14 protein-coding genes are annotated in these 14,365 nt (G+C 68.3%); 13 read left to right on the forward strand and 1 reads right to left on the reverse strand.

Annotated elements, in window-relative coordinates:
• Window positions 1-348: 348 nt before the first annotated feature.
• From pyrR to pyrF, 7 genes are read left to right on the forward strand one after another with little or no spacing between them, the layout of a single operon-like run.
• Entirely contained in the window at window positions 349-948 is a 600-nt protein-coding gene (gene pyrR, locus ACFO5K_RS05905) for a bifunctional pyr operon transcriptional regulator/uracil phosphoribosyltransferase PyrR (protein ID WP_378556930.1), read from the forward strand.
• 34 nt (window positions 949-982) lie between these two features.
• Window positions 983-1,936: an aspartate carbamoyltransferase catalytic subunit gene (locus ACFO5K_RS05910; protein WP_378556933.1), complete on the forward strand. Its 954-nt coding sequence runs from the start codon at window positions 983-985 to the stop codon at window positions 1,934-1,936.
• Window positions 1,933-3,231 (forward strand): dihydroorotase, encoded by a 1,299-nt coding sequence (locus tag ACFO5K_RS05915; protein ID WP_378556936.1) that lies wholly within the window; start codon window positions 1,933-1,935, stop codon window positions 3,229-3,231. The genes ACFO5K_RS05910 and ACFO5K_RS05915 overlap by 4 nt, the downstream gene beginning before the upstream one ends.
• Window positions 3,232-3,243: 12 nt before the next feature.
• Window positions 3,244-3,768 carry a PH-like domain-containing protein gene (locus ACFO5K_RS05920; protein WP_378556938.1) on the forward strand — a complete coding sequence of 175 codons (525 nt, stop codon included), beginning with the start codon at window positions 3,244-3,246 and terminating at the stop codon, window positions 3,766-3,768.
• Window positions 3,765-4,880, forward strand: coding sequence for a glutamine-hydrolyzing carbamoyl-phosphate synthase small subunit (gene carA / locus ACFO5K_RS05925; RefSeq protein ID WP_378556940.1), 1,116 nt, complete (start codon window positions 3,765-3,767; stop codon window positions 4,878-4,880). The genes ACFO5K_RS05920 and carA overlap by 4 nt, the downstream gene beginning before the upstream one ends.
• Window positions 4,880-8,242 carry a carbamoyl-phosphate synthase large subunit gene (gene carB / locus ACFO5K_RS05930; RefSeq protein WP_378556943.1) on the forward strand — a complete coding sequence of 1,121 codons (3,363 nt, stop codon included), beginning with the start codon at window positions 4,880-4,882 and terminating at the stop codon, window positions 8,240-8,242. Before carA ends, carB begins: the two co-directional genes overlap by 1 nt.
• A gap of 1 nt (window position 8,243) precedes the next feature.
• On the forward strand, window positions 8,244-9,065 hold the full coding sequence (pyrF, locus tag ACFO5K_RS05935) for an orotidine-5'-phosphate decarboxylase (RefSeq protein ID WP_378557671.1): 822 nt from the start codon (window positions 8,244-8,246) through the stop codon (window positions 9,063-9,065).
• A gap of 89 nt (window positions 9,066-9,154) precedes the next feature.
• Here pyrF and ACFO5K_RS05940 read toward each other — a convergent pair whose 3' ends face one another.
• A complete protein-coding gene (locus tag ACFO5K_RS05940; RefSeq protein WP_378556954.1) occupies window positions 9,155-9,499 on the reverse strand; it encodes a DUF6463 family protein in 345 nt (114 codons plus the stop codon).
• A gap of 30 nt (window positions 9,500-9,529) precedes the next feature.
• On the opposite strand from ACFO5K_RS05940, the gene ACFO5K_RS05945 reads away from it, so the two are divergent.
• The 6 genes from ACFO5K_RS05945 (at window position 9,530) to metK (ending at window position 14,359) form a co-directional block, all read left to right on the forward strand.
• On the forward strand, window positions 9,530-10,120 hold the full coding sequence (locus tag ACFO5K_RS05945; RefSeq protein ID WP_378556957.1) for a TetR/AcrR family transcriptional regulator: 591 nt from the start codon (window positions 9,530-9,532) through the stop codon (window positions 10,118-10,120).
• Between the two features lie 348 nt (window positions 10,121-10,468).
• Entirely contained in the window at window positions 10,469-10,789 is a 321-nt protein-coding gene (gene mihF / locus ACFO5K_RS05950) for an integration host factor, actinobacterial type (RefSeq protein WP_030203531.1), read from the forward strand.
• On the forward strand, window positions 10,789-11,382 hold the full coding sequence (gene gmk, locus ACFO5K_RS05955; protein WP_378557675.1) for a guanylate kinase: 594 nt from the start codon (window positions 10,789-10,791) through the stop codon (window positions 11,380-11,382). The genes mihF and gmk overlap by 1 nt, the downstream gene beginning before the upstream one ends.
• 26 nt (window positions 11,383-11,408) lie before the next feature.
• Window positions 11,409-11,690: a DNA-directed RNA polymerase subunit omega gene (gene rpoZ / locus ACFO5K_RS05960; protein ID WP_378557678.1), complete on the forward strand. Its 282-nt coding sequence runs from the start codon at window positions 11,409-11,411 to the stop codon at window positions 11,688-11,690.
• A 27-nt stretch (window positions 11,691-11,717) separates the two neighbouring features.
• Entirely contained in the window at window positions 11,718-12,938 is a 1,221-nt protein-coding gene (gene coaBC, locus ACFO5K_RS05965) for a bifunctional phosphopantothenoylcysteine decarboxylase/phosphopantothenate--cysteine ligase CoaBC (RefSeq protein WP_378556960.1), read from the forward strand.
• A 209-nt stretch (window positions 12,939-13,147) separates the two neighbouring features.
• Window positions 13,148-14,359, forward strand: a complete 1,212-nt coding sequence (gene metK / locus ACFO5K_RS05970; RefSeq protein ID WP_378556963.1) for a methionine adenosyltransferase — start codon at window positions 13,148-13,150, stop codon at window positions 14,357-14,359.
• Window positions 14,360-14,365: the final 6 nt, after the last annotated feature.

Below are 14,365 nucleotides of genomic sequence, written 5' to 3' on the forward strand. Positions count from 1 at the left end.
GTGAACGCGATCACGCAGCCCAGTCCGGAGTGTGTCACCCGGCCCGCGAATCACCGGCGCCGCCAGGGCATTCCACCTTCCTGTGATCGCGGCCGCGACGGTACGGCGCGAGCCGGCCGCGTGGCAGTGCTCACAGGCGGGCCCAGCTGGTCAAAGGGTGCGGGAGGCGCTGATAAGCTGGCCGGCGAGTGAGACATCCTTTAACGGACCGTCCGGTGAGGCGGGGAAGGAGGTCGGCATGGCTGTGCCCGAACGGGCGGCCGGAACCGGCGTGAGCGAGCGTGCGAGCGAACCATCAACACAGCGCGCATCGCGCACCTGTCCGCCGAGCGCCAGCGAGGTGGGCAGGTGAGCGAAACATCGCAGCGGCACACCCCGGAGTGGGTGGCGGCCGGGCGCGAATTGTTGTCGCCGTCGGATGTGCAGCGCACCGTGGCGCGTATCGCGCACCAGATCATCGAGAAGACCGCCCTGGATTCCGGCGACGCCGACGCACCACGAGTGGTTCTCATGGGCATCCCCACCCGAGGCACCACGCTGGCGAACCGGTTGGCGGACAAGATCGAGGAATTCTCCGGTGTGCGCCCCGCGCTCGGTTCCCTCGACATCACTCTCTACCGCGACGATCTGCGCAGCCGCCCGCACCGCCCGCTCGAGCGCACCTCGGTGCCCGACGGCGGGATAGAGAACTGCCTGGTGGTCCTCGTCGACGACGTGCTGTTCTCCGGTCGCACCGTGCGCAGCGCCCTCGACGGCCTGCGTGACCTGGGTCGCCCCCGGGCGGTACAGCTGGCTGTCCTCGTCGACCGTGGTCACCGGGAACTGCCGATCCGCGCCGACTACGTGGGCAAGAACGTGCCGACCGCACGCGCCGAGGACATCTCGGTGCTGATGACCGAACACGACGGACACGACGGCGTGTACCTGCATCAGGAGGCGAAAGCATGAGCGCGCGCAGCGACCGCATCGGTGGGGTGGCGGCGTGAAGCATCTGCTGACGGTCGCCGACCTGGATCGCGGCACCGCCACCGAACTCCTCGACGAAGCCGAACGTTTCGAACAGGCCCTGCTGGGCCGCGAGGTGAAGAAGCTGCCGACGCTGCGGGGCCGCACCGTGATGACGGTGTTCTACGAGAACTCCACTCGCACCCGGGTGTCCTTCGAGGTCGCCGGTAAGTGGATGAGCGCCGACGTGATCAATGTGAGCGCGTCGAGTTCCTCTGTCTCCAAAGGTGAATCGCTGCGCGACACCGCGCTGACCCTGCACGCGGCCGGCGCCGACGCGCTGATCGTGCGCCACCCCGCCTCCGGCGCCGCGCACCAGATCGCGCGCTGGATGGAGCAGTGGGCCCGCGAGGAGAACACCGTCGCGCCCTCGATCATCAACGCGGGCGACGGCACCCACCAGCACCCCACCCAGGCCCTGCTCGACGCGCTGACTCTGCGTCAGCGCCTCGGTGACGTCGAGGGCAAGCGCGTCGTGCTGGTCGGCGACATCCTGCACAGCCGGGTCGCGCGCTCGAACGTGCTGCTGCTCGACACGCTCGGCGCCGAAGTGGTGCTGGTCGCGCCGCGTACCCTGCTGCCGGTCGGGGTCGAGTCCTGGCCGTGCCGGGTCTCGACCTCCCTCGACGCCGAACTGCCCGGCGCCGACGCGGTGATGATGCTGCGGGTGCAGGCCGAGCGGATGAACGGCGGGTTCTTCCCGTCGGCGCGCGAGTACTCGATCAACTACGGACTGTCCGAGCGCAGGCTCGCGCTGCTCGACGACGACGCGGTGGTGCTGCACCCCGGCCCGATGCTGCGCGGCATGGAAATTGCGTCCGCGGTGGCGGACTCGCCGAAAGCCGCTGTGCTGCAACAGGTGTCGAACGGAGTGCACATGCGAATGGCCGTGTTGTTCCGGCTGCTCGTCGGCCAGGAGGAAACGGTATGAGTGAGCTGCTGATCAAGAACGTCAAGCCCTACGGCGAGGGCGAGCCGGTCGACGTGCTGGTGCGCGACGCCGTCATCGCCGATATCGGCCCGGGCATCACGGCTCGCGACGACGCCGAGGTGATCGAGGGCAACGGCCAGATTCTGCTGCCCGGCTTCGTCGATCTGCACACCCACCTGCGTGAACCCGGCCGCGAAGACACCGAGACCATCGAGACCGGTTCCGCCGCGGCGGCGCTGGGCGGATACACCGCGGTGTTCGCGATGGCCAACACCAGCCCGGTCGCCGACTCGGTGGTCATCACCGACCACGTGTGGCGCCGCGGCCAGGAGGTCGGCCTCGTCGACGTGTTCCCGGTCGGCGCGGTCACCGTGGGGCTGGCCGGCAGGCAGCTCGCCGAGATGGGCACCATGGCCGCGGGCGTCGGCCAGGTCCGGATGTTCTCCGACGACGGTCACTGCGTTTACGACCCGCTGATCATGCGCCGCGCCCTCGAATACGCGAACTCTCTGGGCGTGCTCATCGCCCAGCACGCCGAGGAACCGCGCCTGACCGAGGGGGCCATCGCCCACGAGGGCGCCAATGCCGCGCGCCTGGGCCTGCAGGGCTGGCCGCGCGCCGCCGAGGAGTCGATCGTCGCGCGTGACGCACTGCTGGCCCGCGACGCGGGCGCCCGGGTGCACATCTGCCACGCCTCCACCGCGGGCACCGTCGAACTGGTGAAATGGGCCAAGTCCCAGGGTATTTCGATCACCGCTGAGGTCACCCCGCACCACCTGCTGCTCGACGACTCCCGCCTGGAAACCTACGACGCGGTCAACAAGGTGAATCCGCCGCTGCGCGAATCCGCCGATGTCACCGCCCTGCGGCAGGCACTGGCCGACGGTGTGATCGACTGTGTCGCCACCGACCACGCCCCGCACGCCGAACAGGACAAGTGCTGCGAGTTCGCCGCCGCCCGCCCCGGCATGCTCGGCCTGGAGACCGCGCTGTCGATCATCGTGGCGACGATGGTCCGGCCCGGCCTGCTCGACTGGCGCGGTGTGGCGCGAGTGATGAGCGAGCAGCCCGCCGCGATCGTCGGCCTCGACGACCACGGCCGCCCGATCGCCGTCGGTGAACCGGCCAATCTCACGCTGATCGACCCCGACACCGAGTGGACGGTGCGCGGCGCCGAACTGGCGAGCATCTCGAACAACACACCGTTCGAGGACATGACGTTCCCGGCCGAGGTCACAGCCACCGTGCTGCGCGGTCGGGTAACTGCCCGCGAGGGCAAGGCGGTCGGGATCTAGGGAGGCCAGGACGTGGAAAGAACACTGTGGGTACTGGGGCTGCTGGCAGTATTCGTACTGTGCGTGTGGTTGATGTACCGGGCCTGGCAGAAGAAGGCCTCGCGCCAGCAGTCACAGATCGGTGAACTGCCGACGGTGCCTGCCGAACTGGGCGCCCAACTACTGGAACCGACCACCGGCCTCTACCTGGGCAGCACTTTCGCGCCCAGCTGGCAGCACCGGGTCGCGGTCGGTGACCTGGGATTCCGGGCGACCGCCGAACTGACGCGGTTCGAACGCGGAATCCTGCTCGAACGCGACGGGGCGACGCCGATCTGGATTCCGCAGGAATCCGTGACGGCCGTGCGCACCGAGCGCGGACACGCGGGCAAAGTGATGACAGACAATGGTGTGCTGGTAATTCGCTGGACACTGCCGACCGGAACCGAGATCGATACCGGATTCCGCGGCGACGACAAAACGGTGTACCCGGCCTGGACCGCCGGTACGACCGGAACAGCGGATGCGACCAGGGTGACGACGGGAGACGACGAATGAACAATACGAAGGCAGCTCTGGTGCTGGAGGACGGCCGCGTGTTCCGCGGTACCGCCTTCGGTGCCGAGGGCCAGACGCTCGGTGAAGCGGTGTTCTGCACCGCGATGACCGGGTACCAGGAAACCCTGACCGATCCCAGCTACGCGCGCCAGATCGTGGTGGCCACGGCCCCGCAGATCGGCAACACCGGCTGGAACGACGAGGACGACGAGTCCGGCAAGGTCTGGGTCGCCGGCTACGCCGTGCGCGACCCCTCCCGAGTCACCTCCAACTGGCGTGCCACCGGCACGCTGCAGGATCAGCTCGACAAGCAGCACGTGGTCGGCATCGCCGGTATCGACACCCGCGCGGTGGTGCGCCACCTGCGTACCCGCGGTTCGATGAAGGCGGGCATCTTCTCCGGCGCCGCCCTGGCCACCGACGAAGAACTCCTCGCTCGGGTCAACGGCCAGCCCTCGATGCTGGGCGCCGACCTCGCCGAAGAGGTCAGCACCGAGTCGATGTACACGATCGAACCGGCGGGCGAGCACAAGTTCACCGTCGTCGCGGTCGATCTGGGCATCAAGACCAACACCCCGCGCATGTTCGCCGAGCGCGGTGTGCGCACCCATGTGGTGCCGTCGAACACCTCCCTCGACGACATCCTCGCGCTGAACCCGAACGGGGTGTTCCTGTCCAACGGTCCCGGCGACCCGGCCACCCAGACCGGCGCGATCGCGCTCACCCAGGGTGTGCTCGAGCGCGGGGTCCCGCTGTTCGGCATCTGCTTCGGCAACCAGATCCTGGGCCGGGCGCTGGGCCGCAGCACCTACAAGATGAAGTTCGGCCACCGCGGCATCAACATCCCGGTGGTCGAAGCGGGCACCGGCCGGGTCTCGATCACCGCGCAGAACCACGGCTTCGCCCTCGAAGGCGAGAAGGGCGAGGTGTTCGACACCCCGTTCGGCAAGGCCGAGGTCTCCCACATCTGCGCCAACGACGGCACCGTCGAGGGTGTGCGACTGATCGACGGTCGCGCCTTCTCGGTGCAGTACCACCCCGAGGCCGCCGCAGGCCCGCACGACGCCGCATATCTGTTCGACCGTTTCGCCGGTCTCATGGAAGGAGCCTGATGCCTCGTCGCGAGGATTTGAAGCACATCCTGGTGATCGGCTCTGGCCCGATCGTGATCGGCCAGGCGTGCGAATTCGACTACTCCGGTACCCAGGCGTGCCGGGTGCTGCGGTCCGAAGGACTGCGCGTTTCGCTGGTGAACTCCAACCCGGCGACCATCATGACCGACCCGGAATTCGCCGACGCCACCTACGTCGAGCCGATCACCCCGGAGTTCGTCGAGAAGGTCATCGAGAAGGAACGCCCCGACGCCATCCTGGCCACCCTCGGCGGCCAGACCGCGCTCAACACCGCGGTCGCCCTGCACGAGAACGGGGTACTGGCCAAGTACAACGTGGAGCTGATCGGCGCGGACTTCGACGCCATCCAGCGCGGTGAGGACCGGCAGAAGTTCAAGGACATCGTCGCCAAGGTCGGCGGTGAGAGCGCCCGCAGCGCTGTTTGCTACACCATGGACGAGGTCCGCGAGACCGTCGCCGAACTCGGTTACCCGGTGGTCGTGCGCCCGTCGTTCACCATGGGCGGGCTCGGCTCGGGCATGGCCTACAACGAGGCCGACCTCGACCGCATCGCCGGTGGCGGCCTGTCGGCCTCGCCGACGGCGAACGTGCTGATCGAGGAGTCCATCCTCGGTTGGAAGGAGTTCGAACTCGAGCTCATGCGCGACCGCAACGACAATGTGGTCATCGTCTGCTCGATCGAGAACGTCGACCCGATGGGTGTGCACACCGGTGACTCGGTCACCGTCGCCCCCGCCATGACGCTCACCGACCGCGAATACCAGAAGATGCGTGACCTGGGCATCGCGATCCTGCGCGAGGTCGGCGTCGACACCGGCGGCTGCAACATCCAGTTCGCGGTGGACCCGGCCGACGGTCGCCTGATCGTCATCGAGATGAACCCGCGTGTCTCGCGTTCCTCCGCGCTGGCCTCGAAGGCCACCGGTTTCCCGATCGCCAAGATCGCGGCCAAACTGGCCATCGGCTACACCCTCGACGAGATCGTCAACGACATCACCGGCGAGACCCCCGCGAGCTTCGAGCCGACCCTGGACTACGTCGTGGTCAAGGCGCCGCGGTTCGCGTTCGAGAAGTTCCCCGGCGCCGATGCCACGCTGACCACCACCATGAAGTCGGTGGGTGAGGCGATGTCGATGGGCCGCAACTTCTCCGAGGCGCTCGGCAAGGTGCTGCGCTCGCTCGAGACCAAGGCCACCAGCTTCTGGACCGTCGACGACGGTCAGTGGGCGCCGCGGGATCCGAGCGATCCGGCCTCGGTGCGCGCGGCGATCGACGCCATCCTGGCCGACCTGCGCGTGCCCACCGAGGGCCGCATCTACCAGGTCGAGCGGGCCCTGCGCTTCGGCGGTTCGATCGAGGAAGTCGCCGCCGCCTCCGGTGTAGACCCCTGGTTCGTGGCCGAGGTCGCCGGACTGGTCGAGCTGCGCCAGGAAGTGCTCGACGCGCCGGTGCTCGACGAGGATCTGCTGCGCCGCACCAAGCATTACGGTCTGTCGGACCGTCAGCTCGCCGCCCTGCGTCCCGAACTCGCCGGTGAGGCGGGTGTGCGTTCGCTGCGCCACCGGCTCGGGGTGCGCCCGGTCTACAAGACCGTCGACACCTGCGCCGCCGAGTTCGAAGCCAAGACCCCGTACCACTACAGCTCCTACGAGCTGGACCCCGGTGCGGAGTCCGAGGTCGCACCGCAGCGCGAGCGCGAGAAGGTCATCATCCTGGGTTCGGGCCCCAACCGCATCGGTCAGGGCATAGAGTTCGACTACTCGTGTGTGCACGCGGCACAGACGCTCTCGGCCGCCGGGTACGAGACCGTGATGGTCAACTGCAACCCCGAGACGGTCTCCACCGACTACGACACCGCCGACCGCCTCTACTTCGAGCCGCTCACCTTCGAGGACGTGCTCGAGGTGTACCACGCCGAAGCCGAGTCGGGCACCGTCGCCGGTGTCATCGTGCAGCTCGGCGGCCAGACCCCGCTCGGGCTGGCGCAGCGGCTCACCGACGCCGGTGTGCCGGTGGTCGGCACGTCGGCGGCCGCGATCGACCTGGCCGAAGACCGCGGCGAATTCGGTGACGTGCTCATCGCCGCCGGCCTGCCCGCGCCCAAGTACGGCACCGCCACCACGGTCGAGCAGGCGAAGAAGATCGCCGCCGAGATCGGCTACCCGGTGCTGGTGCGCCCGTCCTATGTGCTGGGCGGACGCGGCATGGAGATCGTCTACGACGAGAAGTCCCTCGAGGGCTACATCTCCCGCGCCACCGAACTCAACCCCGAGCACCCGGTGCTGGTCGACCGTTTCCTCGAGGACGCCATCGAGATCGACGTCGACGCCCTGTGCGACGGCGAAGAGGTCTTCCTCGGCGGTGTGATGGAACACATCGAGGAAGCCGGCATCCACTCCGGTGACTCCGCGTGCGCGCTGCCCCCGATCACCCTGGGCCGCAGCGACATCGAGGCCGTGCGCCGCTCCACCATCGCCCTGGCCAAGGGGATCGGCGTCAAGGGACTGCTCAACGTGCAGTACGCCCTCAAGGACGACGTGCTCTACGTCCTGGAAGCCAACCCGCGCGCGAGCCGCACGGTGCCGTTCGTCTCCAAGGCCACCGCGGTGCCGTTGGCCAAGGCGTGTGCGCGCGTCATGCTCGGCGCCACCATCGCCGAGCTGCGCGCCGAAGGCATGCTGCCGCCCGAGGGCGACGGCGGCCACGTGCCGCTGGACGCGCCGGTCGCGGTGAAGGAAGCCGTGCTGCCCTTCTTCCGGTTCCGTCGCGCCGACGGCACCGGCGTGGATTCGCTGCTCTCCCCGGAGATGAAGTCCACCGGTGAGGTCATGGGCATCGACGCCGACTTCGGCACCGCCTTCGCCAAGAGCCAGGCCGCCGCCTACGGTTCGCTGCCCGTCGAGGGCACGGTGTTCGTCTCGATCGCCAACCGCGACAAGCGCGCCATGGTGTTCCCGATCAAGCGCCTGCACGATCTGGGCTTCCGCATCCTGGCCACCTCGGGCACCGCGGAAACCCTGCGCCGCAACGGCATTCCGTGCGAGCAGGTGCGCAAGCACTCCGACCCGGATGCCACCGACCCGGCCACCGGTATGCCGGAGGCCTCCATCGTGGAGCAGATCCGCGACGGCGAGATCGACATCGTGTTCAACACCCCCTACGGCAACTCGAGCCCCCGCGTGGACGGCTACGAGATCCGCACCGCCGCGGTGGGTGCCAACATTCCGTGCATCACCACCGTGCAGGGCGCGGCCGCGGCGGTGCAGGGCATCGAGGCGAGCATCAACGGTGGCATCGGGGTGCGTTCGCTGCAGGAACTGCACTCGAAACTGCGTGGCTGACATGACATTCGGTCACCGATTGCAGCAGGCGATGCGGCAGTTCGGACCCGTGTGCGTCGGTATCGACCCCCACCCCGCCCTGCTGCGGGCGTGGGGGCTCACCGAAGACGTCGACGGGCTCGAGGCTTTCGCCGAGATCTGTGTCGAGGCGTTCGACGGCCGGGTCGCTCTGGTGAAGCCGCAGGTCGCGTTCTTCGAGACCTACGGTTCCGGCGGTATCGCGGTGCTCGAGCGCACCATCTCGGTGCTGCGGGCCTCGGGCACCCTGGTGCTGGCCGATGCCAAGCGCGGCGACATCGGCTCCACCATGGACGCCTACGCGCACGCCTGGCTCGCCGACGGACCGTTGGGCTCCGATGCCGTGACGGTGTCGCCCTACCTCGGGTTCGGCTCGCTGGACCCGGCGCTGAAACTGGCCGAAGCCAATCACCGCGGGGTGTTCGTACTCGCGGCGACCTCGAACCCCGAAGGGGCCCGACTCCAGCGGATCACCGCGGCCGACGGTCGCACCGTCGCGCAGACGATGGTCGACGAGGCGGCGGCCCGCAACGCCGGTGCGGACTTCGGCTCGGTCGGCGTGGTCGTCGGCGCGACCCTGACCGAAGCGCCGGACCTGTCGGCGCTCAACGGTCCGATCCTGATGCCCGGTGTCGGCGCCCAAGGCGGGGGAGCGGACTCCATCCGCGCTCTGGTGCCGGAGGCGAACCTGTCCGCCGTCGTGCCCAACGTGTCCCGCGAGGTCCTCAACGCGGGGCCGTCGGTGTCGGCGCTGTGTGACAAGACAGCTCAGCTGCGGGAGGAATTCGCCTTCCTGCAGAACTGAAGACGTAGACGACGAGGCCGGGGTGGCGAACGCCACCTCGGCCTCGTCGTTTCACCGGGCGCGCACCGCGGCACGGCACCGGATCGACCTCAGGCCGCGACCCGCGTGTTCCTGGCCCGCCACCAGCCGAATCCGCCGACTCCGAGGGGTGCCAGCACGGTCACGAACCCCGACAGGGGCATGAAGGCCAGGCCGAACACGGTGCACGCCGCGAGTGCGAGCAGCACCGCACCCGGCACGTACCCCAGGGTGCGTTCCAGCGCGCTCATCGCGATGCCGAAACCGATGGCGAGCACGCCGAACTCGGTGAACCAGAACGTGAGTTCCGCGTCCTGATCGCCGACGGTGAACATCGCGATGCCCAGCGCGGTGTGCACGGCTCCGATGAAGATCAGTAGCACCCCGGCCAGCGGAAACCTAGTTATTGAATGCATATTCATAAACTGTGCCACTAGGCTGACCTGGTGGCAAGACCCCGGTTGTTCACCGACGATCACGTTCTCGACGCCGCCCGTGACCTGCTCGCCGACCCCGCCGTCGCCCGGCCGACCATCGCGGCCATCGGCCAGGCCGCCGGCGTGCACGCCGGTTCGATCTATGTGCGGTTCGCCTCCCGTGACGAATTGCTCGCCCGGCTGTGGTTGCGGTCGATCCGCCGCTTTCACGAAGGGTTCGTCACCGCCCTGACCGGGCCCGCGCCGCTGCTCGCCGCGGCCACCTTCCTGCCCCGCTACTGCCGCGAACACCCCACCGAGGCCCGGGCGATGAAGATGTTCCACCGCGACGAACTCCTCGGCATCGGGCCCGACGATCTGCGTGCCGCGATCGAGTCCGTCAACGACGGTATGCACGCCGCCCTGCGCGCCGCCGTGGTGGCCGAATTCGGGTCGGCCGAGGGTGAGGCGATGGCCATCGCCGAGGCGGCCGTGAAGGCGATTCCATACGGTTTGGTCCGCGACTACATCGCGCGGGCGGTGCCGATTCCCCCCTGGATCGACGCGATCACCGCGACCGCCTCGGGGGCGGTGCTGACCGACTTCCGCACCCGAACCTGACGACACGCGGTACGAAAACTTGCGACACGCGAAGGTTTTCGGGAAACCCGCTGGTCGGGCGGCATCGAGTTTGCCGGACCCGTCAGCCCCCGGCACGCTACCGGGTGGCTAACATCGCCCATATCGGTATAACCGCAGGTGAGGGGGCATTGTGGGAATTCGGCGCTACGATCGGTACAGCGGAATCAACCGTCACCGCATCTGGCCCGCGCGCCCCATACGGCATCCGTAATCCCGCCCTGACCTGGGGGTCGGGTTCGCAATCAGGGCGCGCCGTGGGTACGGTCGCACAGACCGTTCGGGTAACCGGCGGTAGATCTAGCAATGAACGATGAGACGGAGGAACCCGTGGCCCTTCCCCAGCTGACTGACGAGCAGCGCGCCGCTGCTCTGGAGAAGGCGGCTGCCGCTCGCCGCGCTCGGGCAGAGCTCAAGGAGCGCCTGAAGCGAGGCGGCACCAACCTGAAGCAGGTCCTCACCGACGCCGAATCCGATGAGATTCTCGGCAAGATGAAGGTGTCGGCGCTGCTCGAGGCTCTGCCCAAGGTGGGCAAGGTCAAGGCGGCCGAAATCATGACCGAGCTGGAGATCGCCCCAACCCGGCGGCTCCGCGGACTGGGCGACCGTCAGCGCAAGGCGCTGCTGGCTCGCTTCGACTTCGACTCCTGATCCAGGTGGTCGAACAACACACGCAGAAGGGCCGACTGGTTGTACTGGTCGGCCCCTCGGCCGTCGGCAAGTCCACGGTCGTGCGGTGCGTGCGGGAACGTCTGCCCGAACTGGTCTTCAGTGTGTCGGCCACGACCCGGGCCCCGCGCCCCGGTGAAGTCGACGGACGTGACTACCGCTTCGTGTCCCGAGCCGAGTTCGACGCCATGATCGAGGCGGACGAACTGCTCGAATGGGCAGACATCCACGGGGGGTTGCAGCGATCGGGCACCCCCGCCGCCCCGGTGCGCGAAGCACTGGCGAGCGGACATTCAGTTCTGATCGAAGTCGATCTGGCCGGTGCACGGTCGGTTCGCGCGGCGATGCCGGAAGCGCTGCTGGTGTTCCTGGCACCGCCGAGCTGGGAAGAACTCGTTTCGCGTCTGCGTTCGCGCGGCACCGAGACCCCCGAGGTGATCGAGCGCAGGCTCGCGACCGCCCGGGTGGAACTGGCGGCCTGTGACGAGTTCGACACGGTGATCGTGAACAGCGAGGTGACGACAGCCTGCGAGCAGTTGGTATCGTTATTCGTTAGCACAAATTCGAGTTCTTGACCCACTAACCCCGCAGGAGCCTCCCCATCGTGAGCACCGACATCACCGCAGTACCCGCGTACGACACTCCGATCGGGCTCACCAACCCGCCGATCGACGAGCTGCTCGAGCGCACCTCGTCCAAGTACGCCCTGGTGATCTACGCGGCCAAGCGCGCCCGCCAGATCAACGATTACTACAACCAGCTCGGTGACGGCATCCTCGAGTACGTCGGCCCCCTCGTGGAGCCGGGCCTGCAGGAGAAGCCGCTGTCGGTCGCCATGCGTGAAATCCACTCCGACCTGCTCGAACACACCGAGGGCGAGTGACAATCTCTAGTCCGGAGGCGTAAGACCATGCGGATCGTCGTCGGGGTCGGCGGGGGCATCGCCGCCTACAAGGCGTGTGCCCTCGTTCGCCGGTTCACCGAGACCGGGCATCAGGTGCGGGTCATTCCCACCGAATCGGCGCTGCAGTTCGTCGGCAAGGCGACCTTCGAGGCGCTGTCCGGTCAGCCGGTGCACACCGATGTGTTCACCGACGTGCCCGAGGTGCCGCATGTGCGGCTCGGCCAGGAGGCCGACCTGGTCGTCATCGCCCCCGCCACCGCGGACCTGATGGCGCGCGCCGCTCAGGGGCGCGCCGATGACCTGCTCACCGCCACCCTGCTGACGGCCCGATGTCCGGTGTTGTTCGCGCCCGCGATGCACACCGAGATGTGGGAGCATCCGGCAACGGTGGCCAATGTCGCGACCCTGCGCGCGCACGGCGCCAATGTCATGGAACCCGCGTCGGGCCGGCTCACCGGCACCGACACGGGCCCGGGCAGGCTGCCCGAGCCGGAGGAGATCTTCGGTCTGGCCTCGCTGCTGCTCGAACGCGCCGACGCCCTGCCGCGCGACCTGACCGGTCGCCGCGTGGTGATCACCGCCGGTGGCACCAGAGAGCCGCTCGACCCCGTGCGCTTCCTCGGTAACCGCAGCTCCGGCAAGCAGGGTTACGCCCTGGCCCGGGTCGCCGCCCAGCGGGGCGCCCAGGTGACGCTGATCGCGGGCAACACCATCGAACTCGCGCCGCCCGCCGCGGTGGAACTGATCCACATCACCACCGCCGATCAGCTCGAGACCGCCGTCGACAAGCACGCGGTCGGGGCCGACGCGGTGATCATGGCGGCCGCGGTCGCCGATTTCCGGCCGACCCACATCGCCGCGGCGAAGATCAAGAAGGGCGCCGCCGACGAGCCCGACACGATCCCGCTGACCAAGAATCCCGACATCCTCGCCGGTCTGGTCCAGGCCCGCACCGAGGGCACGCTGGCGGGCACCGCGATCGTCGGCTTCGCCGCCGAGACCGGTGACGACAACGGTGACGTGCTCACCCACGCGCGCGCCAAGCTGGCCCGGAAGGGCTGCGACCTGCTCGTGGTCAACGCGGTCGGGGAGGGCAAGGCTTTCGAGGTCGACACCAACGACGGGTGGTTGCTCGGTGCCGACGGCACCGAACAGGCGCTCGACCACGGTTCCAAGGCGCTGCTGGCCAGCCGGGTGCTCGACGCACTCGTCCCGCTACTTCGCTGACCGGGGCCTGCTCGCTGTTTCACGTGAAAGTTGTTGCGCTGCAACAGCTCGCGCAGTGTACCGCCCGCGGGAATTCGTCGGGTGGCTTGGTGTTTACCCGCCATCATGTCGGTGATTTGGAATAGTCTGAACAGAAGGGTTGCGCGGCGACTGCGAGAAGTCGCTGTCACAAGCCGAACGAGTAACCCGTTGAGGGAGAGGGAATAACTGTGCGTACGACAGGTAGTCGGCTATTCACCAGTGAGTCTGTGACCGAGGGGCATCCGGACAAGATCTGTGACGCGATCAGCGATTCCATCCTCGACGCCTTGCTCACCGAGGATCCGGGCAGCCGGGTCGCCGTGGAGACGATGGTGACCACCGGGCAGGTCCACGTCGCGGGCGAGGTCACCACCTCCGCTTACGCCGACATCCCGCGGATCGTCCGGGAGAAGGTCCTCGAGATCGGATACGACTCCTCGGCAAAGGGATTCGACGGTAACTCCTGCGGCGTCAACATCGCGATCGGCGCCCAGTCGCCCGATATCGCCCAGGGTGTCGACACCTCGCACGAGGCGCGCGTCGGCGGTTCCGACGACGCGATCGAGCGCCAGGGCGCCGGCGACCAGGGCCTGATGTTCGGCTACGCCAACACCGACACCCCCGAACTGATGCCGCTGCCGATCGCGCTCGCGCACCGGCTCTCGCGCAAGCTCACCGAGGTCCGCAAGTCGGGCGTGCTGCCCTACCTGCGTCCCGACGGCAAGACCCAGGTCACCATCGAATACGAGGGTGACCGGCCGGTGCGCCTCGACACGGTCGTCATCTCCACCCAGCACGCCGCCGACATCGACCTGGACAACCTGCTCGCGCCCGATATCCGCGAGAAGGTCGTCGATGCCGTGCTCGCCGATCTGGAACTGCCCTCGCTCGACATCTCCGACATCCGGCTGCTGGTCAACCCGACCGGCAAGTTCGTGCTCGGCGGTCCGATGGGTGATGCCGGGCTGACCGGCCGCAAGATCATCGTCGACACCTACGGCGGCATGGCCCGCCACGGTGGCGGCGCGTTCTCCGGCAAGGACCCGTCGAAGGTGGACCGCTCGGCCGCCTATGCCATGCGCTGGGTCGCCAAGAACGTCGTGGCCGCCGGCCTGGCCGAACGCGTCGAGGTACAGGTCGCCTACGCCATCGGCAAGGCGGCGCCGGTCGGTCTGTTCGTCGAGACCTTCGGCACCGAGAAGGTCGACCCGACGCGCATCGCCACCGCCATCTCCGAGGTGTTCGACCTGCGTCCGGGCGCGATCATCCGCGACCTGGACCTGTTGCGCCCGATCTACGCGCCGACCGCGGCCTACGGGCACTTCGGCCGCACCGACGTCGACCTGCCCTGGGAGCACACGGACCGCGCCGACAAGCTGCGCGCGGCCGTCGGCCTGTAGTACCCC

Origin of the sequence: Nocardia halotolerans, from assembly GCF_042650145.1 — a bacterium.
Classification (GTDB): Bacteria; Actinomycetota; Actinomycetes; order Mycobacteriales; family Mycobacteriaceae; genus Nocardia; species Nocardia halotolerans.

Excerpts from the sequence above, each read along its gene's own strand:
- ACFO5K_RS05915 (WP_378556936.1), top strand. The coding sequence starts at position 1,933 with ATGAGTGAGCTGCTGATCAAGAACGTCAAGCCCTACGGCGAGGGCGAG.
- carA (WP_378556940.1), top strand. The coding sequence starts at position 3,765 with ATGAACAATACGAAGGCAGCTCTGGTGCTGGAGGACGGCCGCGTGTTC.
- carB (WP_378556943.1), top strand. The coding sequence starts at position 4,880 with ATGCCTCGTCGCGAGGATTTGAAGCACATCCTGGTGATCGGCTCTGGC.
- pyrF (WP_378557671.1), top strand. The coding sequence starts at position 8,244 with ATGACATTCGGTCACCGATTGCAGCAGGCGATGCGGCAGTTCGGACCC.
- ACFO5K_RS05940 (WP_378556954.1), bottom strand. The coding sequence starts at position 9,499 with ATGCATTCAATAACTAGGTTTCCGCTGGCCGGGGTGCTACTGATCTTC.
- coaBC (WP_378556960.1), top strand. The coding sequence starts at position 11,718 with ATGCGGATCGTCGTCGGGGTCGGCGGGGGCATCGCCGCCTACAAGGCG.